The 25,803-nt window shown below is 59.5% G+C and carries 21 protein-coding genes; 12 read left to right on the top strand and 9 right to left on the bottom strand.

The features are described 5' to 3' along the window. Positions 1–131 precede the first annotated feature (131 nt). From MRBLMR1_RS29360 to MRBLMR1_RS29345, 4 genes are all read right to left on the bottom strand, one after another. Entirely contained in the window at positions 132–851 is a 720-nt protein-coding gene (locus MRBLMR1_RS29360; RefSeq protein ID WP_500067120.1) for a hypothetical protein, read from the bottom strand. Between the two features lie 24 nt (positions 852–875). Continuing rightward, positions 876–1,706, bottom strand: coding sequence for an alpha/beta fold hydrolase (locus MRBLMR1_RS29355; protein ID WP_500067119.1), 831 nt, complete (start codon positions 1,704–1,706; stop codon positions 876–878). A gap of 150 nt (positions 1,707–1,856) precedes the next feature. Continuing rightward, a complete protein-coding gene (tehA, locus tag MRBLMR1_RS29350) occupies positions 1,857–2,879 on the bottom strand; it encodes a dicarboxylate transporter/tellurite-resistance protein TehA (protein ID WP_500067118.1) in 1,023 nt (340 codons plus the stop codon). Positions 2,880–2,955: 76 nt separating this feature from the next. Next, positions 2,956–3,822 (bottom strand): aldo/keto reductase, encoded by an 867-nt coding sequence (locus MRBLMR1_RS29345; protein ID WP_500067117.1) that lies wholly within the window; start codon positions 3,820–3,822, stop codon positions 2,956–2,958. A gap of 428 nt (positions 3,823–4,250) precedes the next feature. Here MRBLMR1_RS29345 and MRBLMR1_RS29340 point away from each other — a divergent pair, with 428 nt between their 5' ends. The 3 genes from MRBLMR1_RS29340 to MRBLMR1_RS29330 all read left to right on the top strand — a co-directional run bounded on the left by MRBLMR1_RS29340 (position 4,251) and on the right by MRBLMR1_RS29330 (position 11,752). Then, the gene (locus tag MRBLMR1_RS29340) at positions 4,251–4,628 is read left to right on the top strand and encodes a response regulator transcription factor (RefSeq protein WP_500067116.1); all 378 of its coding nucleotides are present in this window, start codon (positions 4,251–4,253) and stop codon (positions 4,626–4,628) included. A 105-nt stretch (positions 4,629–4,733) separates the two neighbouring features. Beyond that, entirely contained in the window at positions 4,734–10,343 is a 5,610-nt protein-coding gene (locus MRBLMR1_RS29335) for an AAA family ATPase (RefSeq protein ID WP_500067115.1), read from the top strand. Between the two features lie 137 nt (positions 10,344–10,480). Then, positions 10,481–11,752 carry a class I SAM-dependent methyltransferase gene (locus MRBLMR1_RS29330; protein WP_500067114.1) on the top strand — a complete coding sequence of 424 codons (1,272 nt, stop codon included), beginning with the start codon at positions 10,481–10,483 and terminating at the stop codon, positions 11,750–11,752. Positions 11,753–11,779: 27 nt separating this feature from the next. On the opposite strand, the gene MRBLMR1_RS29325 is transcribed toward MRBLMR1_RS29330, so the two are convergent. Next, positions 11,780–12,202, bottom strand: coding sequence for a hypothetical protein (locus MRBLMR1_RS29325; protein WP_500067113.1), 423 nt, complete (start codon positions 12,200–12,202; stop codon positions 11,780–11,782). A 73-nt stretch (positions 12,203–12,275) separates the two neighbouring features. Beyond that, entirely contained in the window at positions 12,276–12,893 is a 618-nt protein-coding gene (locus MRBLMR1_RS29320) for a hypothetical protein (RefSeq protein WP_500067112.1), read from the bottom strand. Positions 12,894–13,309: 416 nt separating this feature from the next. On the opposite strand from MRBLMR1_RS29320, the gene MRBLMR1_RS29315 reads away from it, so the two are divergent. The 5 genes from MRBLMR1_RS29315 (at position 13,310) to MRBLMR1_RS29295 (ending at position 19,572) form a co-directional block, all read left to right on the top strand. Continuing rightward, complete coding sequence (locus tag MRBLMR1_RS29315; protein ID WP_500067111.1) at positions 13,310–14,056, top strand: cysteine hydrolase family protein; 747 nt, start codon at positions 13,310–13,312, stop codon at positions 14,054–14,056. A gap of 303 nt (positions 14,057–14,359) precedes the next feature. After that, the gene (locus MRBLMR1_RS29310; RefSeq protein WP_500067110.1) at positions 14,360–16,684 is read left to right on the top strand and encodes an AAA family ATPase; all 2,325 of its coding nucleotides are present in this window, start codon (positions 14,360–14,362) and stop codon (positions 16,682–16,684) included. A gap of 268 nt (positions 16,685–16,952) precedes the next feature. Beyond that, entirely contained in the window at positions 16,953–17,885 is a 933-nt protein-coding gene (locus MRBLMR1_RS29305; RefSeq protein ID WP_500067109.1) for a LysR family transcriptional regulator, read from the top strand. Between the two features lie 68 nt (positions 17,886–17,953). Next, positions 17,954–18,847, top strand: a complete 894-nt coding sequence (locus tag MRBLMR1_RS29300; protein ID WP_500067108.1) for a GIY-YIG nuclease family protein — start codon at positions 17,954–17,956, stop codon at positions 18,845–18,847. Between the two features lie 83 nt (positions 18,848–18,930). Further along, positions 18,931–19,572 carry a hypothetical protein gene (locus MRBLMR1_RS29295; protein ID WP_500067107.1) on the top strand — a complete coding sequence of 214 codons (642 nt, stop codon included), beginning with the start codon at positions 18,931–18,933 and terminating at the stop codon, positions 19,570–19,572. A 48-nt stretch (positions 19,573–19,620) separates the two neighbouring features. Here the strand turns inward: MRBLMR1_RS29295 and MRBLMR1_RS29290 are convergent, their stop codons facing one another. Both MRBLMR1_RS29290 and MRBLMR1_RS29285 read right to left on the bottom strand, forming a co-directional pair. Then, positions 19,621–20,046 (bottom strand): cupin domain-containing protein, encoded by a 426-nt coding sequence (locus MRBLMR1_RS29290; protein ID WP_500067106.1) that lies wholly within the window; start codon positions 20,044–20,046, stop codon positions 19,621–19,623. Between the two features lie 38 nt (positions 20,047–20,084). Next, complete coding sequence (locus MRBLMR1_RS29285) at positions 20,085–21,539, bottom strand: catalase (protein WP_500067105.1); 1,455 nt, start codon at positions 21,537–21,539, stop codon at positions 20,085–20,087. A 200-nt stretch (positions 21,540–21,739) separates the two neighbouring features. On the opposite strand from MRBLMR1_RS29285, the gene MRBLMR1_RS29280 reads away from it, so the two are divergent. Continuing rightward, positions 21,740–21,892 (top strand): hypothetical protein, encoded by a 153-nt coding sequence (locus MRBLMR1_RS29280; RefSeq protein ID WP_500067104.1) that lies wholly within the window; start codon positions 21,740–21,742, stop codon positions 21,890–21,892. Between the two features lie 37 nt (positions 21,893–21,929). On the opposite strand, the gene MRBLMR1_RS29275 is transcribed toward MRBLMR1_RS29280, so the two are convergent. After that, positions 21,930–22,895, bottom strand: coding sequence for a magnesium and cobalt transport protein CorA (locus MRBLMR1_RS29275; protein WP_500067231.1), 966 nt, complete (start codon positions 22,893–22,895; stop codon positions 21,930–21,932). A 266-nt stretch (positions 22,896–23,161) separates the two neighbouring features. On the opposite strand from MRBLMR1_RS29275, the gene MRBLMR1_RS29270 reads away from it, so the two are divergent. From MRBLMR1_RS29270 to MRBLMR1_RS29260, 3 genes are read left to right on the top strand one after another with little or no spacing between them, the layout of a single operon-like run. Next, a complete protein-coding gene (locus MRBLMR1_RS29270) occupies positions 23,162–24,580 on the top strand; it encodes a cytochrome ubiquinol oxidase subunit I (protein WP_500067103.1) in 1,419 nt (472 codons plus the stop codon). Between the two features lie 13 nt (positions 24,581–24,593). Continuing rightward, positions 24,594–25,601, top strand: a complete 1,008-nt coding sequence (cydB, locus tag MRBLMR1_RS29265; protein ID WP_500067102.1) for a cytochrome d ubiquinol oxidase subunit II — start codon at positions 24,594–24,596, stop codon at positions 25,599–25,601. After that, positions 25,601–25,738: a DUF2474 domain-containing protein gene (locus MRBLMR1_RS29260; protein ID WP_500067101.1), complete on the top strand. Its 138-nt coding sequence runs from the start codon at positions 25,601–25,603 to the stop codon at positions 25,736–25,738. Before cydB ends, MRBLMR1_RS29260 begins: the two co-directional genes overlap by 1 nt. Positions 25,739–25,803 lie beyond the last annotated feature (65 nt).

Here is a 25,803-nt window from a genome sequence, read left to right as displayed (position 1 = left end):
ATTGCGATCTGCTGTTGGACTTTTCGCAGCTGGTCAGCGTCCGTTCTTGTAAGATCGTGTATCCGCCAGACGAAGGGCGCAGGACACACTCCCCGGGCGGCATGTGTCTGCCACCCGGGGCCGCGGTCCGGTTACCCGAGCTTGATGTCGTAAAGGTCGATCGACACGACCAGAGGCTCGGCCATGGGCTGGCCGTCGGGCTGTCTCGGGAAGATTCGGCGGCTGGTAGGGATCTTGATACCCTGAACGTCGATGTAGCCCTCGATATAGTGAGCACCCGGGGTGTTGCCCGCAATCTCGACATCGTAGTCATGGCGTTTGAGGAGACCGTCGTCGCCGAAATAGATTGTCTGCACTGTGCTGTGCGTCGCGATTGCAGCCGGGAACGTGATCTTGAGTCTGTGCCAGGTTTCACCCTTTTCAGACCAGTCTGGAAGCTCTTCGACTACAACACCTTCATGGGCGAGCAAGAAGGGCATGTTCAGGTAGGTCCACATTGCGATACCCGCGAAATAGGCCAGCTGGAGCTCGCTCCACGGTGTTTCCAGCGTGTGGCCTGCAAACGACGAACGCGGTTCACGTAGTTCCTCGAGAACGTTGCCCTTGGCATCGCTCAAGGCGACTCTCCCAGGCTCGAAACTCGATACCTTTGCTTCAGGACCGAAGGGCGAATGGGATGCCCATTCCCTCGTCAGATCCACGGTGACGCTGGTTTCGGAAAGAGTCGTCGGCTGCCCCTTGAGCGTCCAGAGAGCTCCTCCCTGAACAAGCCGCGCCTTGAGAAGAGAGAACTTTTTCCATTTTTCGAGGCCACCATGGGCGTCGATGATCTTGCTGACGAGCGGATTCATTTCATCATCCTTTTGGTTGCTGGTTCAGAGTTCGAGGAAGGTCTTGACGTGAGCCACGAAGACCTCGGGCTGCTGGAAGAGCGCGCCATGGCCCGCATCCGGATAGAGAATGAGGGTGGCGTCCGGCATGTTCTTGAACATCACGTAGGCGTTGTCGGACGGGAACATCGTGTCATCGCTTCCATGTACGATGAGCGTGGTCGTCTTGATGGCTTTCAGGGACTCGTGGCCGGGGTCCGGGCGAGCGCACCAGTCGATGATGGCCTTGGCCTGCGGGTTGCTCACAGCGTCACCATTGTCGGGGTCGCGGTCTTTGGTGCGGGCAAGTGCCCTTTCGATAAAGGCCTTGCCCGCGGCCTGGCTCTTGTCAGACGGCGTGAAAAACAACGGGAGTCGAACATCGGGCGCATTTTTCGCAAAGGCCTCGCCGACGACCTCAAGGAGGTGTTCCTCACCGTTCATCGGCGCGCTGCCTGCAATCACCATGCGGCCGATCGCGACGCGTCGCCGCGCTGCCATTACCTGCGCCAGGAAGCCCCCAAGGGAAAAGCCGAGGATATCGACTTCACCGAGGCCGAGGCCCGCGATAAAGGCCTCCGCGTAGTCAGCCATTCCCTCGACGTTGTCAGGCGTAGTGCCGCTGGAAGCCCCGACGCCCGCGTTGTCCAGTACGAACACCTCGCTGACTTCAGCGAGGGCGTTCACGACAGCGGGATCCCATGCGTCCATGGTTCCGGTGAAATGCTGTAGAAGGACAAGTTTCCTCGCGAACCTATGACCGATCCGGCGATAGGCGAGCCTTGCCCCCGGTACGTCGATGTATTCGGTTACTGCCGTTTCGAGGGTGGCGTTCATATCGGTTCCTCATAGATTTGGAATTCAGCGTCGGGGTGTGGGCTTCGTTAGGGCGAAAGCCAGCCACGGACAGGGCGAAGCCTGCCCGTCGCGGTGGTTGATTTGAATGGGATGAAAAAGGGGGAACGTCCGGGCCGGAAAACGGCGGACTTATTTCGCCGTAGCAGGCTGGCCGTACATCCTACCGGAGAAAAGCAGCCAGATTGTCATCAGCGCGAGACCGAGCACAAAGACGTTCGCAAGTGCAAAGGTGATCGGGGCGATCACGGAGATGGCGGAGGTGTCACCGTGACCGAGGAGTCTGACGGGGGCCGTCGCGATAGAGGTGGCTCCGAAACTGAAAGCCCAGAAGCCCATGACGGCACCCGCTTCGCGCAACCATGGCGCAAGCCGCAGGAGTACAACAAGCTGCAGGATGCCATAGCCGATCAAGGCGTGAACAAAAATGTCGGGCGCGCCTCCGCTGACGGAAATGTAGGCGACAGCGCCGACGGGTGCGGGGGCGAGCTGGACGCCAAGCGTCGGCCTGAGCGCCGGGGGTGTCATCGGCCCTGTAAGCAGGCGATGAAGCAGAACGGATTCGATCGCGAGCCAGGAGAAGATACCTGCCCCGAAGGCCAGCTGACCCCAGTCCTGATATCCGAGCGAGGAGGCGATCGTAGCTGTGACGAAACTTCCGGCCACCGTCGGCAGGTAGAGGACCGCCGTGGTGGTCGCCGGATCACGTTCGCCGTGCCAGAGCCCCCCTGTCCGCCAGACTGCGAAAATCGCCGTGAAAGCGAAACCTAGCCCGAACAGAACGGCACCGACCATATAGGAGTAGGGTTCTACTGCCCCGGCGATCAACATCGTCGCCACGCCAATCAATCCGATGAAACAGCATTGGACCGGATGGTTGACCTCAGCTGCGAGCTTGTCCGCGACAAGCATCGCCTTGACCACAAACAGCACAATCAAGATCGCCCACACGGCCGCTGCGAGCGCGAGGATATATTCCGACATGCCGAAACCGATGTGCCAGGTCTGCTCGGCCGCACGCCAAGCGTTGCCCAATCCGGCAAGGCCGAGAACCATTCCGAAATACGCGGCCGGGGTTCTGGCTGCGATGCCCGCGATCCAGCTCGTGTGAAGCTCCTGCGGTTTGGGTTGAAACGCGGTTGAGTCGATTGTCATGATACACCTGTCTCGGGGATTTGAGTAAGACACCCACCGCCTTGGTCCATCGCGGCGGGAAGTCGAGCGACGGCATTCAGCGGACGCTGCGGTCCAGTTCATGAAATTCGTCATCCGACAGACGAATGCGGGCGGCGGCCACGTTCTGCTCGAGATGGTTGACCTTGGACGTGCCGGGGATAGGCAGCATCACCGGGCTACGCATGAGCATCCATGACAGCGCGATCTGGCCGGGCGTTGCGCCGTGACGCTTCGCGAGCGAGTCGAGAACGCCGCCGGGGCGCGCCAGATCGCCCGCCGCAAGCGGGAACCACGGAATGAAACCGATGCCGTTCCTTTCGCAATAATTCAGAACATCCTCGCTCCCACGATCGACGAGATTGTAGCGGTTCTGAACCGTTGTGACCTTGAAGTACCGCGAGGCGGCTTCGATCTCGGAGATCGACACTTCGCTCAAGCCGGCGTTGGCGATCACGCCCTCGTCGAGAAGCTGGCGGATCGCGGCGAACTGGTCCTGCATAGGGACCCGCGGATCGATGCGGTGCAGCTGCCAGAGTCCGATCTGTTTGACCCGGAGCTTTTTGAGGCTGCCCTTGGCGCGCTCGATAAGATATTCAGGCCGACCATGGGGCATCCACTGATCGGGACCGGGACGCCGAAGCCCGGCCTTGGTTGCCACAAGGATGTCGGGGCGGCCTGCAAGAGCTTCGCCGATCAACTCCTCGGCGACATCCGGGCCATAAGAGTCCGCCGTGTCGATGAAGTTCACACCCAGTTCAGGCGCTCGGCGAAGCGTCGCCAGCGCCTGCTCGCGGTCTGCCGGCGGCCCCCAGACGCCTCGTCCGGTCAAACGCATCGAGCCGAAGCCGAGCCGGTTGACGACGAAATCTCCGATTTTGAATGTGCCCGATGCCGATGCGATAGTTTTCACGGTGTCTGTCATGTCTGGCTCCCGTTCTCTGGTACCGAAGGCGGCACCGTTAAATCCGAAAGGCGATCTGCCCCGGTGAAATTGTCGTTCTGGGGCACGCTATGACGATCGCGGATTCCGTTATTGTATCATCGCGCACGGCAACGGTTTTTTGCCCCGCTCTATACCTAGAGGTAGGTGGACGGGAGGTGGCCGTCTGATAAGGTCGCTTGTGTTCGTGTTCCTGCGACAGGACGCATGCTTTGGGCCAGACTACCGGATTATGGCTCCTAACGTGCTGAGGTATCGGCGAAAGCCGCGCTGGGATCAGGGGGCCTGTTTCGCTTGAATGACATTGTGAGCAAGTCAGTTCAGATGGAAAAATCCGAAATGCTTTGTGTCACATCCATGCCGGAGAGCCTGCGCGGCTTTTCCAAGATAGGCCATCGGAGCCATGTGATTTGCTGACGATCGCCATAGTGGAGGATGACGACGGGGTACGGGTCGCGTATGCGGACCTGATGTCGTCCTATGGATACGAAGTGCGTGCTTTCGGTTCCGCGGAAGAATTCATAGCCTCGAACTGCCAGGGCGAAGTCGAGTGCTTGATCCTGGACCAGCGACTGCCGGGCTTGAGCGGACTGGAGCTCCAGTCGCAGTTGAAGCGGCAGCACTGCGAGCTTCCGATTGTTTTTGTGACCTCTCAAGACGATGACGTCACAAGGGCCAAGGCGATCGAGAACGGAGCGGTCCATTTCCTCAACAAGCCGATCGACGCCGACGAACTGGTGCGCTGCGTGATCGACGCACAAAACCGCGGTGTCTCGGGGGGGCGCTAGAGCCCAACGGCAACGATGGGCAGGGAGGGCCAACTGTCGAGATGCTTCTTCCTTTGACACCGGCGATGTGGGACATTTCCAGGAGCCTCGCCGGGAATCCACGCCATGAAGGATAGGTCGGATAGCGGTCTCGCCTCCCGTTCCGCGGAGAGTGCCAATAGCGACGTTGTCGCCCGTCTGAAGGGTTATGACGGCCGGGATTTCGTCGCCCTGCATATCGGCGACGACTACTTTCTGGCGCGCGGACGGAGCCGAGACAGCGGATCGACGGAGGTTGTCCTCCTCGCAGGTCCAAGTTCCAAAGCCAACGCGAGAGACTTCGCCCAGCGCGCGGCCAACGAAATGCGGATGGCCCAGTATCTCGATGGGGAATGGGCAGCCGTGCCCCGCTCTATCGTGGACGAAGAAAATTTCACTGGTCTCGTTCTCGACAACGCGGACGGAACGCTTCTGTCACGGCTCATCGGTCGGCCATTCAACGTCGATGAGCTTTTCCCTATCGCGATAGCGATGGTCCGGGCCGTGGAGCGAATGCACGGTATCGGTATCGTTCATAAGGATATCAAACCCGCCAACATCCTGTACGACGCCTCTGCAGGCGTTGCCCGACTGACAGGGTTCGGCATCGCGACCCGACTGCCGAAGGAACGGCAGGCTCCGGCACCCCCAGATTTTATCGCAGGTACCTTTGCCTACATGGCACCCGAACAGACCGGGAGGATGAACCGGTCAATCGACACGCGAAGCGATCTCTATTCGCTCGGCATCACCCTCTATCAGATGGCGACCGGGGAACTGCCTTTCGCCGCCAACGACGCAATGGAGTGGATCCATTGCCATGTAGCCAGGACACCGACACCAGCCTCCGTGAAGAACGGCGAGATTCCGCTGCCGTTCTGCGACATCGTGATGAAGCTGCTCTCGAAGGAGGCGGAGGATCGATACCGAACCGCGAGTGGCCTGCGCGCCGACCTCGAAAGGTGCCTTCGCGAAATAGAAATCCAAGGCGAATCACCCCGGTTCGTGCTCGGCGCGGAAGACACGCCGCAGAAACTTCTATTCCGTGAGAAGCTTTATGGCCGGGAGCGCGAATTCGGGCAGCTCGTTGCCGCGTTTGACCGAGTGGCCACGAAGGGTATGACTGAGGTCGTGCTGGTCTCCGGCTACTCCGGCATCGGCAAGTCGTCCGTTATCAACGAGCTTCACCGATTCCTCGTTCCTCCGCGCGGTATTTTTGCCGCCGGGAAATTCGACCAATATAAGCGCGGGATTCCCTATGCCACGCTTGCACAGGCCTTCCGCAGTCTGGTGAACCAGCTCCTGTCTCAGGACGAAGGCAGTCTTTCAGTGTGGAGGACCGCTATCGGCGGGGCGCTCGGGATCAATGGCCAGGTGATGGTGAACCTGGTTCCGGATCTCGAACTCATTATTGGCCCCCAGCCGCCTCTTGCAGAGCTGACTGGCGGCGAGGCCCAGAACCGCTTCCGGCAAGCCTTCCGCCAGTTCGTCAGCGTGTTCGCCAGACCGGAACATCCGCTCGTTCTTTTCCTCGACGACCTGCAGTGGCTTGACGCCGCCACCCTCGATATCTTCGAGGACCTCGCTCTCCATGGGGGCGATATGCCACTGTTGCTCGTCGGGGCCTTCCGGGACAATGAAGTCGGTCCCGACCACCCGTTGAACCGGACAATAGCGTCGCTTAGAACGGCGGGCGCGGCCATCCAGGACGTCTTGCTCGACGGTGTCCGGCAGGAGGACATAGCGCTGATGATCGCGGACGCGCTCGATGAAGGGTCGCCACGGGTCCTGCCGCTCAGCTTACTCGTTTACGAGAAGGCCGGGGGAAACCCCTTCTTCACGACGCAATTCGTAGCGTCTCTCGTGGACAGGGGGCTACTTCACCACGATCCAGCTGTTCCAGGGTGGCAATGGGACATACAGCAGATCGGAAGCCTGAATGTCAGCGACAACGTCGTTGACCTCATGATGCAAAGGCTGAGACACCTTCCAGCCGCATCGGGCGATGTCGTAAAGCAACTCGCCTGCCTCGGAAACACCGTCAAACTTGAAAATTACGCCGATATCTTGGAGATATCGCCCGACGAGCTCGATGGTCTTCTAAGGGAGATTCTGGACAGCGGCCTGCTCTTCCAAATGGGAGGCTCTCTCTTCTTTGCACACGATCGTGTGCACGAGGCGGCCTACCTGCTCCTGGACGACAAGGAGAGGGCGGCCGCACATCGGTTTCTTGGAAGGCGGATGTTACTCTGCTCGGACGACAACGAGAGCGAGGCGAGCCTTTTCGAGATCGCGGATCAGTTGAACCGCGGCGGCACCAAGGATCTCGCTGAGGCAGAACTTGAAAGCCTTGCTTCCTTGAACCTACGGGCCGCACGTAAAGCGCGCGGTTCCGCGGCCTATGGCGCGGCTTGCAGATACCTCGCCATCGCGATGAACCAGCTCGGCGGGGACGAGTCGCCGAAAAATCCCTATCTTGCGTTTGCAGTCGCGTTGGAAGAGGCCGAGTGCGTTTTCCTGAGCGGCGATTTTGCCAGGACTGAGCTCCTTATAGACAAGCTGCTCGGCCGCGGCGGCACCAAGGTCGAGCTCGCAGCCGTCCACCGTCTCAAGGTCGAATTGCGGATCGTCCACTCTGACAACGACGCCGCCGTGGATGCCGCACTCGTCGCACTGCGCCTCTTCGGCATCGACCTTACGGCGCATCCCACACAGGACGGCGTGGACGCCGAGTATGCCGCGATATGGGATAACCTGGAAGGCAGGCCGCTAACCAGCTTTGCCGATCTTCCGCCGATGACGGACGCCGAAACGCTTTCAGTGATGCGCATTCTCGCGGAGATGTGGCCGCCGGCATATTTCACCGACTTCCATCTGTGCGCGATCGTTACCTGCAAGATGGTCAACCTAAGCCTCAGGCACGGGAGGGCAAGCTCCTCCACCCAGGGGTTGGCATGGTTCGGCTGGCTTCTCGGCCCGTTGTTCGGTCGGTTCCGGGAAGGGCTTGAAGTCGCTCAGTTCGCGCAGGAAGTCGCAATAAACGGCGACAACCGTCTCGATCTCGCAAGAACCGGAGTGGCGCTGGGACTGACGACGACCTGGACACGGCCGCTCGGAGAGGCACTCGATATATTCGAGGCAGCCGATCAGGTTGGACGGGAGTCCGGCGATATCTACTACGCCTGTTACGCGCTCTCGCAGTCCGTCCAGTATCGCTTCATCGGAGGACAGGCACTCGAGAAAGTCGGCTCATTCAGTCGACAGGCGCTATCCTTTACACGGGATGTCGGTTTTCAGGACGCAGTCGACCAGATCGCGGTCTTCGAACGCGCGACAGCAGCGCTTTCGGGTCTGACGAACGGGCTGGCGACCTTCAGCGACAACTCCTTCGACGAAAAGGACTTCGAGGAGCGCCTTTGGCGATCGCCGGGAAGCGTGGCCGTCTGCTTCTACTGGACGAGAAAGACGATGCTTCGTTATCTGGCAGAGGATTTCGCGGGTGCGATCGCAGCCGCTTCAAACGTCTATCCGACACCTTGGATCGAAATCGTTCAGGTTCAGCATGTCGATTACCATTTCTACGGCGCTCTCTCGCTTTGCGCACACTCGAGGGCGGTGGGCGGACTCTTCGACAAGGCTGATCGAGAGCAACTCGACCATCACTACCGACAGCTCGGCGATTGGGCGATAGGCACCGCCTCGGAGACGTTCGCGGCAAAACACCTGCTGCTTTCCGCTGAGATCGCCGACCTCGACGGGCAGCACATGGAGGCCCAGCAACTGTATGCGGCAAGCGCAACGCGGGCGAGGGACAACGGGTTCATTCAGGACGAAGCCGTTGCCTGCGAAGCCGCTTCGCGTTTCTACGCCCGTCTCGGGCTCGACCAGATCGCGCGGATGTATATAGCCGAGGCCCGCTCGGCGTTCCAGAAATGGGGCGCGGCCGCCAAAGTGCGGCAACTTGAAAGGCTGTACCCATCGCTGCCAAAGACCCCGATGCCGACCGCGTCGGCGTTGGCGACCGCGACAGTCGCAATCGAACAGTTCGACCTCTCGACAGTCATCAAGGTGGCCCAGACGGTCTCAGGCGAAATCGTGCTGGAGAAGCTCATAGACGGTTTGATGCGCACGGTACTGGAACATGCCGGGGCAAGCCGTGCCATGCTTGCACTCGGCACGGAATCAGCTCACGCGATCGAGTCCGTCGCCACGACCTCGGACGGAGGTGTAGAGGTTGTGTGCGGTGAGGCCGATACGGCGCGGTTCGAATATCCCGCCGGGATACTGGCTGAAGCGATGCGGACAGGCGAGACGGTGATCGAGGACAACGCAGCGGCCGGACCGCGTTTCGCCCAAGATGAGTATATCCGCTCAAAAAGGGTCCGCTCGCTCCTTGTGTTGCCCCTGGTCAATCAGGGAAAGTTGATCGGGGCGCTCCATCTCGAGAACACCCTTGCGGCAGGCGTGTTCACGCGGGAGAGACTCTCGATCCTGAAGCTGATCGCATCACACGCGGCAATCGCGCTCGAGAACACCAGGCTCTATAGAGACCTGGAACGGCGCGAGGCCAAAATAAGGCGTCTCGTGGATGCAGATATCATTGGCGTCTTCATGTGGAACTACGAAGGCGACATCACGGAGGCGAACGATACCCTCCTCGCGATGCTGGGGTTCAGCCGGGAAGAATTCGCGAAGGGAGGTCTGCGCTGGGTGGACCTCACCCCGAAGGAAGACTGGGACGCCGATACCCTGGTCGTCGACGAGATCAAAACAACGGGAAGAGCGCGGCCGTGGGAGAAGGTGTTTCTCCACAAGGACGGTCACCGCGTGCCGGTCCTTATCGGAGCTGCCGCCTTCGACGCCTCCGAAACAGAGGGGGGCGTCGCGTACATCCTCGATCTCACCGAAAGGAAGCGCGCCGAGGAGAGCGTCCGCGCCGGCGACCTTAGATATCGCGCGCTCCAGTCGGAGATGGCCCACGCAAACCGCGTGGCTACGGTCGGCCAGCTGTCGGCCGCGATCTCGCATGACGTCAAGCAACCTCTCCTCAGTATCGTGACGAGTGGTGCCGCCGGCCTGCGTTGGCTGGACCGGGAGCCACCTAATCTGGTCGCGGCGAGAAGCGCGCTCGAGCGAATGGTCAGCGAGGGACATCGCGCCGGGGAAGTCTTGAACCGGACCAGGGCGCTGGTGAGAAAGTCGTCGCCGCAGAGCCAGGTCTTCGCCCTGGGAGACCTTGTATCCGAGACCATAAGTTACGTCGGGGTCGAGGTCAGAGCCAACGGGATCGCGATCCGCATGGACACGCCCGAAACCGAGGTCCAAATCTCTGCGGACCGGGTTCAGATCCAGCAAGTCATCCTCAATCTCGTCATCAACGGAATGGAGGCGATTACCGGAGCGGGCGTGTCCGGGGGAAGCCTAATGATCACCGTCGGGCGCGAGAACCTCGTAACCGCTTACGTCGATGTCTGCGACAACGGTCCCGGGGCTGCCCCGGAAATGGCTGGCTCGGTATTCGATGCATTCAACTCCTCCAAACCCGACGGGATGGGAATGGGACTGGCGATCAGCCGGACGATCATCGAAACGCACGGCGGAACTCTTGCTTACCGGCCGAACCATCCAAGTGGAGCAGTTTTCAGATTCACGATCCCCGTGGCCGGGGACGTGCCGACGGTTGCGCCGCCAGCATGACGCGGCTGCTGCCGCTCCTATTTCGCGGCTCGCGTCGCCGGAATTGGATTTTGCAATAAGGACTGTCAGTTGCGTCCTAACATCCCTCGGATACTTCAACGAATTCGGCCCGACCGGGCCCAAGAATGGTTGTCCCGATGTTGCTAGAAGCCGCGCTGACCCGTCTGATCAAGATTGGCACCCTGAACGTAAGATTTCCCGACGGAACCTCCCAGGCCTTCGGGACTGGCCGTGAGCCCCGAGCCGCCATCGTCATCAAGACCGAGCGGGCCAAACGTCGCCTGCTGCTCAATCCGGCCCTCGCGCTGGGCGAGCTATACATGGACGGGGAGGTGGAACCCGGGCCGCGCGGCCTTTTCCAGACACTCGATTTTCTGGCGATGAACTCGATGGAAGGCGGCAGCCATCCCCTCGACAAGTTCATGGAGAAGGTCCGCTGGTTCCGTCGCAACCTGGACCAGTTGAACTTTGCCGGGCGATCCAAGAGAAACGTCGCCCACCACTACGATCTCGACGGACGTCTTTATTCGCTGATGCTGGACGAGGATCGCCAATACTCCTGCGCTTATTTTCCGGAAGGCGACGAGACGCTCGAGGAAGCCCAGCTCAAGAAGAAGCGGCATATCGCATCGAAGCTCAGGCTCGACCGCCCCGGTCTCGAAGTCCTCGATATCGGATGCGGCTGGGGAGGGATGGCGCTTTACCTTGCCAGGGAGTTCGGAGCCCGGGTCACGGGCTTGACGCTTTCCGAGGAACAACTCAAGGAAGCCCGCCTTCGTGCTAAGAAGGCGCAGCTCGAGGACATGGTCACGTTCGAACTGATGGACTACCGGAATTGGACGCGGCAGGTGGACCGCGTGGTATCCGTCGGAATGTTCGAACACGTCGGCGTCAATCATTTCCGTACATATTTCGACAAGATCAAGTCGATCTTGACTGACGACGGCGTGGCATTGATCCATGCCATCGGCCGCGCTGACGGGCCGGGCAGTACCAACCCCTGGATCGCCAAATACATCTTCCCCGGAGGGTATTCTCCGGCGATTTCGGAAGTCATGTCGGTTGTCGAGAAATCGGGGCTCTGGGCCACGGATATCGAGATCCTCCGTCTGCACTATGCCAAGACACTGGAGCAATGGCATCATCGGTTCTCCGACAACAGAAGCAAGCTGGCCAAGCTCTACGACGAGCGCTTCTGCCGGATGTTCGAATTTTACCTGATCGGCTCAGAGCTGGCCTTCCGCCGGATGGGGCACATGAACTGGCAGCTACAGTTGACGAAGAACGTCTCTAGCCTGCCGCTCGCCCGCGACTATATGTTCGACGCGGAAAGGAACTCCGCCGCAAAGAGCAACGCCGTCTCCGGGCTGACCGCCGTCGGCTGGGACCGTCAGCGCGAGATGTCCTGACGTCGGAGGCAATGCCTTCTCGCTATCTCAATGATGCGTGCTCGAATATCTGAACAGCAACTTGGCGTTCGGGCTATCGAGGGTGTAGCGGATCACGTCACAGCTCCCCTTCGCCCGCACGGGCGAAGGGCCTGTTAGCGCGATGTTGTTGCCGCTGAAGTACCCGACGACCTCGTACGGGGCCGGAGGACATCCTTTGCGATAGGTATACGCAGTCCCCGAAATTCGATTGCCTTCCTCGAAGCCCTTGAAAACGACGCTCCCCTCCTGGATTCCAAGTCCAAGCAAGGATGCTTTCGGAGTGAAGTAAGTCGCCGTTGCCTTGCCATTCACGACGAACCAGTTGATCACGGAACCGTTGTGCTCGTAGATGTCGAGTTCTCCGGCGACGGCTTGCCCGAATGGAATCAACGAGACCAGCAATGTCGCGAGTGAATAGAATTTCCGCATGTTTCCGATCTTTTCTTCGAAAAGGGCTGCAGCGCGACGCCGAAAAGCGGCCGGTACGCCTCTAATTTCAACGTCAACGGTATTCGCACTTGCCCATGAAAAGTTTTACCGGGCCGCCGCTCCGGTCCATCAACTGATTTCCGTCGAGTTTGAAGCCGATGCCTTGCGGCCCACCCCATTCGTAGGAATACCCCACACCGGATCGTCCCGCGAAAAGCTTCTCGGGGGAAACTTTCGCCACGATCGCGTCCTGATGTTTACTGCTGCGCCGGATTTCGACAACGCGACCGTCTGAGAATGAACATTGGACGATCACTGGAAGGGTAGGGAAAATCCTCGTTAGTTCTTCCTTTTCCGCAATCTCGGCCGCTGTCGCCCTGTTGGCAAGAATGCCCGCCTTTCCCTCTTGGTAGCATCCCAGGATCGCCGCGAAGTCGTATTCGCTTGCTGCTGCCTCCTTACAAGATCGGTAGGCGGCCACGAGGTCGTCATCCTCTCTCGGCGGACGCAGCGTCTGCAGAGCGCGGCGCTGTACCACTATACACTCGTCCTGACCCGGCCAGTCGTCCGCGTTGCGATCCTCGCAAAGTCTGGAGATCTGGCGATCGACAGTATCCCGCTCCCATGCATCGGCCCGCGCTCCCGTTCCGAAGATCAGGGCAAAGAAAATGAGTGTCTTCAATAAGCGCATATGATTCTGCTGGGCGAGTTGAGAGTGGGACTATGTCACCTGCTTCGTTAGAGGCAAATAGCCGGCGGGGAGGTTTGTGCAGCCATTGTTCGACCCAAATGCGCGCGAAGACGAAGACGAATGACCGCGCCAGCTCATATAAGCGTCCACGTCTGTTCTGTCGGTTAGATCGGGCCTCGGTCAGCCGAATTTCTCCAAAAGGCCCACTGATCCGCTGCAAAGTGACTGGATGTTACAATCACGGCGCTCCGAGCCGCTCCAATCTAACATCCGTATCCACCGATAACGAAGACCGCGCCCCAATCGATAGCGAGCCGAGATCGAGGGATACTGGTTCCAGAAATCAATCAACTGCCTCCGCGATTGCGAGGACGCGCGATCGTCGCACGGCAAAACCGCCCAAAGAGGAAACCTCCATGACGGACAAAGTCATTCCGATCGCCTACCGCGACCCTCAGAACCCCGCGCTCCCCAAAACCGACGTCGAGATCGACATCCGACGGACGGCGCTGGTTATTACCGATCCCCAGATCGACTTCCTGAGCCCCAAGGGTGCGGGCTGGGGAGCGTTCGGCGAGAGTATCACCGAGCACAATACCGTCGAGAACATCGGCAAGCTCTTCGAGGCATCGAAGAAGGCCGGGATCGAGGTCGTCATATCACCGCACTACTACTACCCGTTCGACCACCGCTGGGATTTCGCCGCGACGGGCGAGACGCTGATGCACAAGCTCCGGATGTTCGACCGCCGCGATCCGTTGTCGCTGGAATGCTTCGAGAACTCCGGTGCGGACTGGATGCCCGAATACAAGCAGTACATCGAAGACGGGAAGACGATCGTGTGCTCGCCGCACAAGATTGCCGGACCCCAGACCAACGACGTGGTCTTCCAGCTGCGGAAGAAGCGTATCGACAAGGTGATCCTGGCGGGCATGGCCGCTAACTTCTGCGTCGAATCCCACCTCCGCGACTTTGTCGAGAAGGGCTTCGAGGTTGCTGTGGTCCGTGACGCCACTGCGGGTAGCAAGCTGCCCGAAGGCGATGCCTATCTCGCGGCACTGGTAAACTTTCGCTGGTTCGCGAACGCGCTCTGGACGACGGAAGAGGCTGCCGATCGGCTCGCCCAGGCTTCAGCGTCGCGCGCGGTACCGTTGGCCAGCTGACTGCGGTACCAAATAGCGAGATGTGATCTTAGAGGGAACGGCAGCCGGTTTTCACCCGCTGCCGTTTCGGTTGCTTGAAGCGGGATGGCGTCACAGGCTTTTGTCCCGTTGTAGGCCACTCAATCCTTCGGTGACCGCGTGCTAAAAAGGCCGAGGCTACGGTGAAAGGAGGCATCCGGCGCAGATCATGAGCCTGAAGGTCGGCCATGCTGGTTCTGTCGTTTGGGGGCATGGGGATGCTGCTCGCGATGGATAGACCAAACTCAACGCTATGCTACCTTGGGTCGAACCAAGGTGATTCCAATGTCGTCTGCGCCGAAACCCAGTCTCCACATTCGAGCGACTTCGCTTGGTCCAGTTGCGCAGCTCGACGCCGACCTCAGCAAATTCGCCCAGAACCTTGTTTACGCCCGGAACGGGACCGGGAAGTCGTTTTTGACTAGGGCATTGAGATATCTCGATCTCCACGGCGAAGGCCAGGACATTCAGGATGCTCCCACAAACCTGATTGCGGAGGAGTCCGCCAACGGTCAGGGACTGTTCGAGTTGTCTCAGGGCGGTACGAGCATCGGCAGGCTCTCCCTTGATTTGACAACCCGCAAGGCTACTCCGCAGATCGGTGACCGTATTTTTCACGTGTTTTCGGAGGACTTTGTTCACTCCGAACTCAGACAGAGCAATTTCGTCGTAGACGGCAACATCGAAAGCAAGATCACGCTCGATCAGACGATCATCAGCACCAAAGACGCCGAAGACAAGGTGCGACTAGCTGAGACGCGCCTTAGCGAGACGATCGCGGCGTTGGAACGCGAACTCGTCAAGGCAAAGGACGACCAGCTTTCGACCAAAGCGGGGGTCAACCGACGGCTCAGAGAATATATGGCCATTCAGCTCTCGGAACTGATGTCTGGCTATTCTGCCTTACCCGCGCAGCCGGCACGGAATTTTGGAAACGTGCTTAGCGATCTCGACGCACTCAAGAGCGTGCCTGCGGAGCCAGACTATCCTGGTGACATCGACAACATCACGTTCAGTGCTTCAATAATCGACACCGTTAACGGAAACCTCGCACGGATGACGTCGCCATCCAGCGTTGCCGAGGCAATCAAGGCAAAGATCGCTACGAACCACGCCTTTATCGAAACCGGGATAGGTATGATGCAGGCTTCCGGTGAGGCCAGTTGCCCTTTCTGCGAGCAATCAGTCGAGCATCCGCCCGCCAAGGACCTGATAGCGGCATACATCGCCTTCTTTGCCGACTCTGAAGGCGCGCACAAGAAGGCCCTAAGAGAGGACTGGGCTCGGATAAAAGGCTTGCGGACCGCGGTCGCTGCCTGTGAGACGTCATATTCCCGGAACCTTTCGAAATTCGACAATCTCAAGAAGCTCGTCCCGTCGCAGAAGAATGTCATCCTGCCCGATCTACCAACGACGGCCGCAGCTACCGATACCTTGCTCGAGGCATATACCGAAGCGATTCAATCCAAAGGTAACAATCCGGGTGGGGAAGTGAGGCTTCCGGAGGTCGATATCCCGTCCTCCTTTGCAGCCATGCGGGAGATGATAGGTGAGATAAATCAGACGTTTCTCGCACTGCGAGCGGCCGTCGGTGCCTCGGACACGGAACGGCGAAACCTCCACCGCGAGGCCTGCGATATCTTCGCTGTCGAATTCGTCAGGTCCAGCTGGTCGTCATTCGAGGCGGTCCGCACTCGGCAGGAAGATGTGCGCGTCGCCGCGGCTGAGCTTGCCGAACTAAAGAAATCCCAGCTCTCGGACAACGCAAAGGACCGAGTAGCGACGACATTCGAGGCCTTGATCGTCAGCTTTTTCGGGCAGAAGTATAGCTTTGACAAAGCCTCTTTCACACTCAGGCGAGATAATCGCGAAATGGCCCGGGGACCGAGCCGCACGCTGAGCGATGGCGAGAAAACCGTAATCGCGTTCTGCTACTTCATCGCGTGCGTCCACAAAAAGGTGAAGTCGACATCGGACTACGGAAAGGTTTTCCTCGTTTTCGACGACCCCATAACATCGATGTCGTACGACTACGTGTTTGCCATCGCACAGACGCTCAAGCACCTCAGTGTCTCGACGACAGGAACGGTCTCAATCAATCCCGCCGACATAAACAAGGGATTTCTGAGGCCAGAATTGCTGGTCTTCACGCATAGCAGCTACTTCTACAACATCTGCGTAACCAATAAGGTCGTGAAGGATGAAGGGGCTTTCTTTCTCCACAAGGCGGGTCAGACGCACCAACTGTCCAAGCTCAAGAAGTACATCGCGCCGTTCGAGGAGCATCTTCGCGAAATCGTAGGTGTGCATGGTGGAGCTGAGCCGAGCCATACGACTGGGCATGCAATCCGTTGCGTTCTCGAGGCCGTCGGCCGCTTTTGCCATCCTGACAAATGCGACAGCCTGTCGAACTACATCAGCTATCTGGCCGGAGAGGAGGGCTTCGAGATCAAGAGTGTCCTGATCAACAATCTTTCGCATGGCACTTACTACGATGAGACGCCAAGCCCGGACGAACTCAAGGATGCGTGCGAAGAGACAATTCGGATCGTTGAGAAATATGCCAAGGGGCAGCTAGAGGTAGCCCGAGCCCTGCAAGGCGCTGGCTGAACGTCGGACCTGAGGAGACTTCTTGCAAATCCGAAGTCTGTAGTTCGGCAACCCTGCCGTCCGGGACCGTTCTTGCGACAAAGACCGCTATGACAAGCAGCGCCAGTCTCAATGCAATTGCCCGCAAAAGTGCTTCGGAAGCGTCCATTCATCGTTCCTCCCTAAGAAAACTTGGCGATAGCTTTCTCGAAAAGGCGACTTTCGACAATGCGGGAGATACAACGAGACCCTTAGGGAAATCCGAAGGGTCCAAACAGCGAGGGGAAAGATGCGCTTCGATTTGACCGACCTACGCTTGTTCCTACATGTCGTCGAGGCGGAGAGCATCACCCAGGGCGCTGAAAGGGCGGGGATGGCCTTGCCTTCAGCAAGCGCCAGGATTCGGGGGATGGAGGAGACCAGCGGGGTTCTGCTTCTCGATCGGGGAGCCCGTGGCGTTCGACCCACAGCCGCCGGGGAAGCGCTTGCCCATCACGCCCGCATCGTCCTTGGACAGATGGAGCAGATGCGGGGAGATCTGCAACTCTACGCGCGCGGACTTCGAGGCAAGATACGGGTGTTTTCCGGTCGCGCCGCCATGGCTCATCTCCCCGAAGTCCTTCGCGGATACCTGGTCGACCACCCAACCATCGACATCGACTTGGAGGAGCGGCAAAGCGTCGACGTCGTTGCCGCGGTGGCGGGGGCGCAAGCTGACCTCGGCATAGCAGCGGACACCACCGATACCGGGACGCTGGAGACCCGACCTTTCGAGACCGATCGTCTCGTGGTCGTCGTGCCCGACGGCCATCGTTTCACCGAATGCGAACATGTTAGGTTCAGCGAAGTCCTGGACGAGCCCTTTGTAGGTCTACCCGCGGATAGCGCGCTCCAAGGGCACCTTGCACTTCATGCGGCACGCGAGGGGAGGCCGTTCAAATTGCGCGTCCGGCTCGACAGTTTCGAGGATATCTGCGCGATGACGAGCAGCGGGATCGGGTTATCGATCGTGCCCGAGGTCTACGCCCTGAGATATCAGGCCGAAATGGCTTTCAAGATAGTCGGGCTTACAGATGGGTGGGCGCTGCGCCATCTTCTCGTCTGCGCCCGTAGCTTTTCCGCGCTGCCAGCTCATGCCCGCGATCTTGTCCAATACCTGACGTCCAGGAACCGCAATCCGGCCTCGTCGCTCGACGAGGTACACGGACGAAAGTCGGGTTAGACTGATTTCCCGGGTGGGCCGACGCTCCTCCGGTCCTACGATATTCTGGCCTTAATGCGAGATCCTACATGCGTGGCCCGTCACATAATTCCAAACTCCCTTTTCCCTTGACCTACCGTGGCGTTGTTTATTCCGGCTTTCGCCACCTCATGACCGCCATTGACCCTCCTTCTTCGATCAAAGAGGTCACCATCACAGGTCGGCTGCACCGTTTCTTTGAAAGCGGGGGAAGCATTGCGGATAGCATACTGGACGAAATTCTTTACCTAGACGCCACCCAGTTCCAGGCCAAATACGGCAAACGCGTCACGTGGATAGCGACCCAAGACGGAAATCGCACCGTAGATACTCTCTATGAAGAGTACGCTTCGCGGGACGATGTCTCGCCATACCCGCTGTTCCGCACACGGCTCAAATCCCTGGAAAAGCGTTCCACTCCGATAACGCAGGCGCTGATCGCCAAAGCAGCGCTCTACAGCCAGGCCGACTGGATAACGGATCACGGCGGCGGCCGCCGGAAAAAGTTCATCTATGACGGCGATCTCTACCCGGAGCAACGAGGCGAATACTCCGCCCTGACTTCCTTTCTCAAGGCGATCGGCCGCTATGGCGAGCGGGAGATAATGCATTCAAGATGGAAGGCGAAATGGGCTATCGACGACATGCTTTCCGAGCCTCCCATGTCGGATGGTGCGCCCGGCTATATCTACAAGATTACGGATGTCACGACGGGTAAGGTTTATGTCGGCCTTACCGTGAACAGGCCCGACATCCGTTGGGGCCAGCATCTTCTGATGGCCGCCAGGGGCGGAGGTAGTCTCCTGCACCAGGCAATACGAGCCGAGGGCCCCCAGAACTTCACGATTGAAACCCTGGAGGTTGTGGAGGGCGGCGAAGGAAAACTCGCCGAGAGGGAAATCGTATGGATGAAGGACCTCGATAGTCTACATCCAACGGATTGAACACCAGGACCGGAGGGCAGATCGGTTCCTACGACGGCAGATCGGTGGAATGGGACGGAAGGCGCTTCAGATCTATCGCGTCCATGCGTCGTGTCATTTCCCGCGAGACCGGGCTTCCCGAGCACGTCGTCGAAAGCCACTTCAGGCAAAACAAGCCGTTGCCACTCAAAGCCCGGAAACATAGCAAACATCCCGAGGCCGGGTCGCCGCTTTTCCGGCAACAGCTCGGAATTCTCAAGCGGGCGCGCAAAAACGGAGATGCTGTCGATCCGGAATGGCTGGACTACGATCGCTTCAAGGCCGACGTCATGTCAAACACCGGGGAAGGACAGCTCACGAGGGTCGACGAGAGACATCCATGGGGGCCGGGTAACTGGACATGGATGAGCCGAAAGGCGATCGTCGAGCGCAGCCACGGAACATCGATCGAGGCATTCGGGAAAAGCTGGAGCACTCTTGAGCAAGCCCTTGCGGAGTTCGGAATTCGCAGGAGTACCTACCAGCATCGCATCAACGCCGGGATGTCAGTGGAGGACGCTTTATCGACACCCCTCGGATCAACATCCAAGAAAGAATTCACGTTCGAGGGAGAAACTTGGCCAAGCAGGAACAAGGCATGCAAAGAACTGGCTGGCAGGTACGGCATCACCCCGGATAAGGTTAAGGACCGCCTTGTTCGCGGAGTTCCATTGTCGCGATGGAAGGAACTGGACGCCAAGAGCTGACGGCGGCTCATGCGCGTCAGCTCCTGAAATTCGAAAGCCTTCTGCCACTCAGGCGCTGGCGTTCCTCGCCATGAAGGTTGCCGGAGTACCGTCTTCCGGGTTTACGAACACGATGTCGGTAGGTTCGCGGCGCGGCGTATCGACGGAGAGGAAGACGACGGGCTCCTCCAGGATCTCTGGCAGGGCGTGGACCGTGCCCTTCTTGAAGTAGAGGAGCTGACCAGGGCCGAACTCGGCCTCTGTCGAAGCGTCCTCCATCCAGAAAGTGCCGCGCCCCGACAGCACGAAAAGGTACTCATCGCAACCGACGTGGTAGTGCGGCGGCGTCCCCTTGTAGACCCGGAAAACCCGGGCGCTGGCGGCAATCGTGCTGGTCAGATATTCGTCGACCAACAGGGTGTCAGCCGTCTCGGGGAACTTCTTGACGATCTCCAACACGTTGAACCGTGCCGAGTGATGTTCGCTATCCGTCATCTTCATATTCCTTTCTGAAGTCGGGTGATGGGAAGCCGTCATTCGGCGGCGTTTTCGACGGCAAAACCAAGCGCCCTGGCAACCCCAGCGCCATATTCGCAGTCGGCCTTTGTGCAGTTCACGATGTGGCGCTCCTGCACCGTCACCGAAGTCCCTGCCATCGCGCGCGCGGTGTTCTCGAACAGCGCGCGCTTCTGGTCAGCGGACATCGCCCGGAAGAGATTGCCGGGCTGCTCGTAATGATCTTCATCAACCCGATGATCCCAGTGAGCCGCATCACCTTCAAGGGGCAGCGGGGGCTCGCGAAAGTCGGACTGCTCAGCCCACTGTCCCGCCGAGTTGGGCACGTAGGGCGTCGTAGCGCCGTGGTTGCCGTCAATGCGCATCGCGCCGTCCCGATGGTAGGAATGGAACGGACATTTCGGGGCGTTGACCGGGATCTGATGGTGGTTGACCCCCAGACGATATCGAGCGGCGTCACCGTAGGAGAACAGGCGTGCCTGAAGCATCTTGTCCGGCGAGAAGCTGATCCCGGGGACGATGTTCGCCGGAGTGAAGGAGGCCTGCTCGACCTCGGCGAAGAAGTTCTCCGGATTGCGGTTGAGCTCGAAGTAACCGACCTCGTGCAGGGGGTATTCAGCGTGCGGCCAGACCTTGGTCAAGTCGAACGGGTTATGGCGATGCGTCGCTGCCGCCTTCTCGGTCATCACCTGGATGAACATCTTCCAACGCGGGAACTCCCCTCGTTCGATGCTCTCGAAGAGGTCTCGCTGATGGCTTTCGCGGTCGGAGCCGATGAGCGCCGTTGCCTCGGCGTCCGAGAGATTCTGGATCGACTGCTGGGTCCGGAATGTGAACTTGACCCACGTGCGCTCGTTTTCCGCGTTGATGAAGCTGTAGGTGTGCGAGCCGAAACCGTGCATGTGCCTGAAGCTCTTCGGAATACCGCGCTCCGACATGACGATCGTAACCTGGTGCAGCGCCTCTGGGAGGAGCGTCCAGAAGTCCCAGTTGTTTTCGGCGCTACGCATCCCGGTGCGCGGATCGCGCTTCACGGCATGATTGAGGTCCGGAAAACGCAGGGGATCGCGGAAGAAGAAAACCGGGGTATTGTTGCCGACGAGGTCCCAGTTGCCCTGCTCGGTGTAGAATTTCATGGCGAAACCGCGAATATCGCGCTCGGCGTCGGCCGCGCCGCGCTCGCCGGCCACCGTCGAGAACCTGACGAACATAGGCGTCTGCTTACCGATCTCGGAGAAAATCGCCGCTTTGGAATATCGGCTGATATCGTGGGTGACGGTGAAGGTCCCGTAGGCTCCGGCACCCTTGGCATGCATGCGCCTTTCCGGGATCACCTCCCGATCGAAATGGGCAAGCTTTTCGATCAGCCAGACGTCCTGCAGCAGGGCAGGGCCGCGGCGGCCCGCCGTTTCGATGTTGAAGTTATCGACTACGGGAGCTCCGGCGGCGGTCGTGAGGCTTTTGTCGGTCATGGTGTTCTCCGGTGGCTGGAACGGTTGCGGTACGCGAGCCGGATGGGGCCGTCAGTCGTCGGCAAACCCGGTGCTTCCGTGGGTGTAGGCGCATGGAAAACTGGCTTCTTGTACATCTCGACACCCGCCGACACGCCGGAGGGAACAAGGACGCTTGCACGGTATTGAGGGGAAGGTTCACCGACACGGAGCATGTGACAATGGCGACAGAGCTTCCACTCCAACATTGTTTCGACGAAGGCCGGGCGGCTGCTTTCGACGGATCGGACGAGAACACCTGCCCATACCTGGACGGGACGTTGGAGTTCGAGACCTGGATGGAAGGATACTCGTCCGTGATCGAGGACAACTGAGAGAGCCGGAAGTCGATCCCCGCAATCGCGCTGCGCCTCAAAGCCAGCCGCTTCTCCGGAACCGCGCATACAGGAGCGTGCATAGAACCGCGACGACACCGAGCACGACATAGTAGCCATACTCGGTTTTGAGTTCCGGCATGTTGCGGAAATTCATTCCGTAAATTCCTGCGATCGCGGTCGGTACTGCGAGTATCGCCGCCCACGAAGCCAGCTGTCGGGTTATTGCGCCCTGGCGCTGCTGTTCGAGCAGGCTGGATGCCTCGAACACCGACGTCATGATCTCGCGCAACCCGCCGACCAATGCCTCTACACGCCTGACGTGGTCGTGCACGTCGCCGAAGAACGGACGTGCGTTAACGTTGACGCATGGTAGATCGAGGTGGGTGAGCTTGCCGACAACCTCGCCCATGGGGCCGAGAACCCGCTGGAACTTGAGCACCTGTCGGCGCATCCGGAATATGCGCCTGATCTGCTCGGGATCGAGAAAGGACGAAAGGATGTGCTTCTCGAGTTCCAGCACCCGGTCCTCGATCGTCTCCACCATTGGAAGGTAACCATCGACCACAAAGTCGATGATGCCGTGCAATACATAGTCGGGGCCGAGCGACAGAAGCTGCGGCGACCTTTCAAGGTGCTCCCGTAGCGATTGGTGGGATCGTTCCGGGCCGTGGCGTACCGAAATCAGGTGGCCCTTCCCGACGAAAATGCACGTCTCGCCATACGCGATCTTGTCGCCTTCGAGGTGGGCGGTTTTGACCACGACGAAAAGCTGGTCGCCATAGACGTCGATTTTAGGCACCTGTCGTCCGGTCAACGCGTCCTCGACCGCGAGGGGATGCAGCGCGAACATCTCCTTGAGGGCGTCCATCTCGTCCTGGGTGGGGGCCGACAAACCGATCCAGGCGAACTCGCCTGGCCTGGTTTCATACCGTTCCGCTTGGAGCGGAACCTCAGCGAGGCGTTTGCCGTCACGATAGAGATACGATGCCAAGATACCCATGTCCGCCCTATAGAGAGGGAAAGCCAGCTCCCGAGTGATGTCCGATCGGCTCCCCGGGTCCCTATCCCGGCGCTGCGTCATGGTCTTTGACGATCCTGCGGCCGGGAGCTTTCTTGGTGCGGACTACGTCGAAAGGCGCGTACCGATACTGTTTCATACAAGACCGCAAGCAGGGGATGTCCCATTGCTGGCGCGATAGCTCGGTAAAGCGCATCCGCCGCCCCAGACCAAACCCGCCGATACGGGCCGCTTCCGGAGAGATAGACATGCTCGGACTGACAGCACTCGAACTGGCGCGAATCCAGTTCGGGTTCACGGTATCCTTTCACATCGTCTTTCCGGCGATCACCATCGGTTTGGCGAGCTATCTGGTTGTGCTCGAGGGCATGTGGCTGCTCAGGGGAGACGAGGTCTACCGTGACCTCTACAGGCACTGGTCGACGATTTTCGCGGTCAATTTTGCCATGGGCGTCGTATCCGGGCTGGTGATGGCATACGAGTTCGGTACGAACTGGAGTTTCTTCTCCGCGTTCGCCGGCCCTGTCACTGGACCTCTTCTGGCATATGAAGTGCTCACCGCGTTTTTCCTCGAAGCGGGATTTCTCGGCGTGGCGCTTTTCGGCTGGAACAAGGTCGGTCCCGGGCTTCATTTCTTTGCCACGACGATGGTGGCCCTCGGAACCCTGATATCCGCCACCTGGATTCTCGCTTCGAACAGTTGGATGCAGACGCCACAGGGCTTCGAGATCATCGACGGCCGTGTCGTCCCCGTGGACTGGCTAGAGGTGATCTTCAACCCCTCGTTCCCCTACCGCTTCACCCACATGACTATCGCGGCGTTCCTCAGCACGGCTCTGTTCGTGGGAGCGGCGGGGGCTTGGCACCTCCTGCGTGGAAACGACACCCCCCGTGTCCGCAAGATGTTCTCAATGGCGATGTGGATGGTCCTCCTGGTCGCGCCGATCCAGATCGTTGTCGGGGACGCACATGGTTTGAACACGCTCGAGCATCAGCCAGCAAAGATAGCGGCCATGGAAGGCCACTGGCGCAACGCGCCGGGTGCGGGCGTCCCATTAATCCTGTTCGGAATACCCGATATGGAAAGGGAAGAGACTCGCTTCGCCATCGAAATCCCCCGTCTCGGCAGCCTGATACTCACCCATAGCCTAGATGGGCAATTCAAGGGGCTTTCCGAATTCGACGAGCGTGACCGTCCGAACTCACTGGTGTTGTTCTGGTCGTTTCGCGTCATGGTCGGCCTCGGCATGCTGATGCTTGTGCTCGGTATCGTCGGCCTGATCCTGAGGTGGAGGCGGCGGCTCTTCACGCACCGGGGCTTTCTACGGTTCGCGGCCTGCATGGGGCCTTCCGGGCTCGTCGCCCTTCTCGCTGGTTGGTACACGACCGAAATCGGTAGGCAGCCCTGGGTCGTCTACGGCGTGATGCGTACGGAAGACGCGGTCTCCAACCATTCGGCTCTGGCGCTCTCCGTGACCCTCGTCGTGTTCGTCATCGTCTATTTCATCGTGTTCGGGCTGGGCGTGAGCTACATGCTCAAGCTGGTCGGCAAAGGGCCAGTCGAGGGCAAGCATCATACCGACGCGCCCGGTGACCGGGGAGGCGCAATGCGTCCGGCCAGACCGCTTTCCGCCGCCCCCGACGATATCGACCCCATCCCCGGCTGAAAGGAACACCTCAATGGGCATCGATCTTCCGCTCCTATGGGCGATCATCATCGGCGTGGGCCTCATGATGTACGTCGTGATGGATGGTTTCGACCTCGGCATCGGAATCCTTTTTCCCTTTGTGCGTGACCGCGAGGAACGTGACACCATGGTCAACAGCGTGGCTCCTGTCTGGGACGGGAACGAGACCTGGCTGGTCCTTGGCGGCGCGGCGATGCTTGCGGCGTTTCCCGTGGCCTACTCGGTGATCCTCAGCGCCCTCTACCTTCCTCTGGTCTTTATGCTCGTCGGGCTGATCTGGCGTGGAGTCGCGTTCGAATTCCGGTTCAAGGCCGACGAGGGCCACAAGGCGTTCTGGGACAAGGCATTCGCGTGGGGATCGTATATCGCGACCTTCTGCCAGGGTATCTCACTCGGGGCCTTTATCGACGGATTCACCGTCGAGAACGGCGCTTTCGCGGGCGGCATGTTCGACTGGCTCACGCCCTTCAGCGTTTTCACGGGTGCGGGACTGCTGGTTGCCTATGCGCTGCTCGGGGCCACATGGCTTGTGATGAAGACCGATGGGAAGCTGCAGGCCGACATGAGACGCCTCGGGCATCCGATCGCCCTTGTGCTCTTTCTGGTGATCATCGTCACCAGCCTCTGGACGCCGCTTTCCCATGAGGCGATCGCCGAACGCTGGTTCTCGATACCCAACGTCTTCTTTATCGCGCCCGTTCCGATCCTCGTGGTCCTATCGACGGTGGCGCTGTCCAGATCGCTCAACAGGAACAGCCAGTCGCTGCCATTTGTACTGACCCTCACGCTCCTCTTCCTCGGCTATACCGGGCTTGCGATCAGCATGTGGCCGAATATCGTGCCGCAGTCGATCTCGATCTGGGAGGCGGCTTCGCCACCTCAGAGCCTCGGCTTCGCGTTGGTCGGGGCCCTCTTCATCATCCCCTTTATCCTGGCCTACACGACGTGGTCCTACTACGTCTTCAGGGGCAAGGTCAGAGCAGGCGAGGGATACCACTAATGGAGCGGGCATCCGGACAACGAAGCCTGCTCGGCAGACTGCTCTGGCTGGTGGGTATTTGGGGGGCGAGCGTACTGTGTGTTGGGCTGGCCGCGGTCCTCATGAAAGGCCTTATGCGCCTCGCGGGCATGGTCTGATCGGCTGGGCGTAGTGCGTGCCCCGCCACATTGTCGTTCTTTTTCGTGAAGGAAGTCGTTTGCAA

It is taken from the genome of Neorhizobium sp. LMR1-1-1.1 (genome assembly GCF_040675795.1).
Classification (GTDB): Bacteria; Pseudomonadota; Alphaproteobacteria; order Rhizobiales; family Rhizobiaceae; genus Neorhizobium; species Neorhizobium cellulosilyticum.
This window is presented reverse-complemented; position numbering and strand designations above follow the sequence as displayed.

Coding starts and splice junctions, on each gene's coding strand:
- MRBLMR1_RS29360 (WP_500067120.1), bottom strand. CDS start 851: ATGAATCCGCTCGTCAGCAAGATCATCGACGCCCATGGTGGCCTCGAA.
- MRBLMR1_RS29355 (WP_500067119.1), bottom strand. CDS start 1,706: ATGAACGCCACCCTCGAAACGGCAGTAACCGAATACATCGACGTACCG.
- tehA (WP_500067118.1), bottom strand. CDS start 2,879: ATGACAATCGACTCAACCGCGTTTCAACCCAAACCGCAGGAGCTTCAC.
- MRBLMR1_RS29345 (WP_500067117.1), bottom strand. CDS start 3,822: ATGACAGACACCGTGAAAACTATCGCATCGGCATCGGGCACATTCAAA.
- MRBLMR1_RS29335 (WP_500067115.1), top strand. CDS start 4,734: ATGAAGGATAGGTCGGATAGCGGTCTCGCCTCCCGTTCCGCGGAGAGT.
- MRBLMR1_RS29330 (WP_500067114.1), top strand. CDS start 10,481: ATGTTGCTAGAAGCCGCGCTGACCCGTCTGATCAAGATTGGCACCCTG.
- MRBLMR1_RS29325 (WP_500067113.1), bottom strand. CDS start 12,202: ATGCGGAAATTCTATTCACTCGCGACATTGCTGGTCTCGTTGATTCCA.
- MRBLMR1_RS29320 (WP_500067112.1), bottom strand. CDS start 12,893: ATGCGCTTATTGAAGACACTCATTTTCTTTGCCCTGATCTTCGGAACG.
- MRBLMR1_RS29315 (WP_500067111.1), top strand. CDS start 13,310: ATGACGGACAAAGTCATTCCGATCGCCTACCGCGACCCTCAGAACCCC.
- MRBLMR1_RS29310 (WP_500067110.1), top strand. CDS start 14,360: ATGTCGTCTGCGCCGAAACCCAGTCTCCACATTCGAGCGACTTCGCTT.
- MRBLMR1_RS29305 (WP_500067109.1), top strand. CDS start 16,953: ATGCGCTTCGATTTGACCGACCTACGCTTGTTCCTACATGTCGTCGAG.
- MRBLMR1_RS29300 (WP_500067108.1), top strand. CDS start 17,954: ATGCGTGGCCCGTCACATAATTCCAAACTCCCTTTTCCCTTGACCTAC.
- MRBLMR1_RS29295 (WP_500067107.1), top strand. CDS start 18,931: ATGCGTCGTGTCATTTCCCGCGAGACCGGGCTTCCCGAGCACGTCGTC.
- MRBLMR1_RS29290 (WP_500067106.1), bottom strand. CDS start 20,046: ATGACGGATAGCGAACATCACTCGGCACGGTTCAACGTGTTGGAGATC.
- MRBLMR1_RS29285 (WP_500067105.1), bottom strand. CDS start 21,539: ATGACCGACAAAAGCCTCACGACCGCCGCCGGAGCTCCCGTAGTCGAT.
- MRBLMR1_RS29280 (WP_500067104.1), top strand. CDS start 21,740: ATGGCGACAGAGCTTCCACTCCAACATTGTTTCGACGAAGGCCGGGCG.
- MRBLMR1_RS29275 (WP_500067231.1), bottom strand. CDS start 22,895: ATGGGTATCTTGGCATCGTATCTCTATCGTGACGGCAAACGCCTCGCT.
- MRBLMR1_RS29270 (WP_500067103.1), top strand. CDS start 23,162: ATGCTCGGACTGACAGCACTCGAACTGGCGCGAATCCAGTTCGGGTTC.
- cydB (WP_500067102.1), top strand. CDS start 24,594: ATGGGCATCGATCTTCCGCTCCTATGGGCGATCATCATCGGCGTGGGC.
- MRBLMR1_RS29260 (WP_500067101.1), top strand. CDS start 25,601: ATGGAGCGGGCATCCGGACAACGAAGCCTGCTCGGCAGACTGCTCTGG.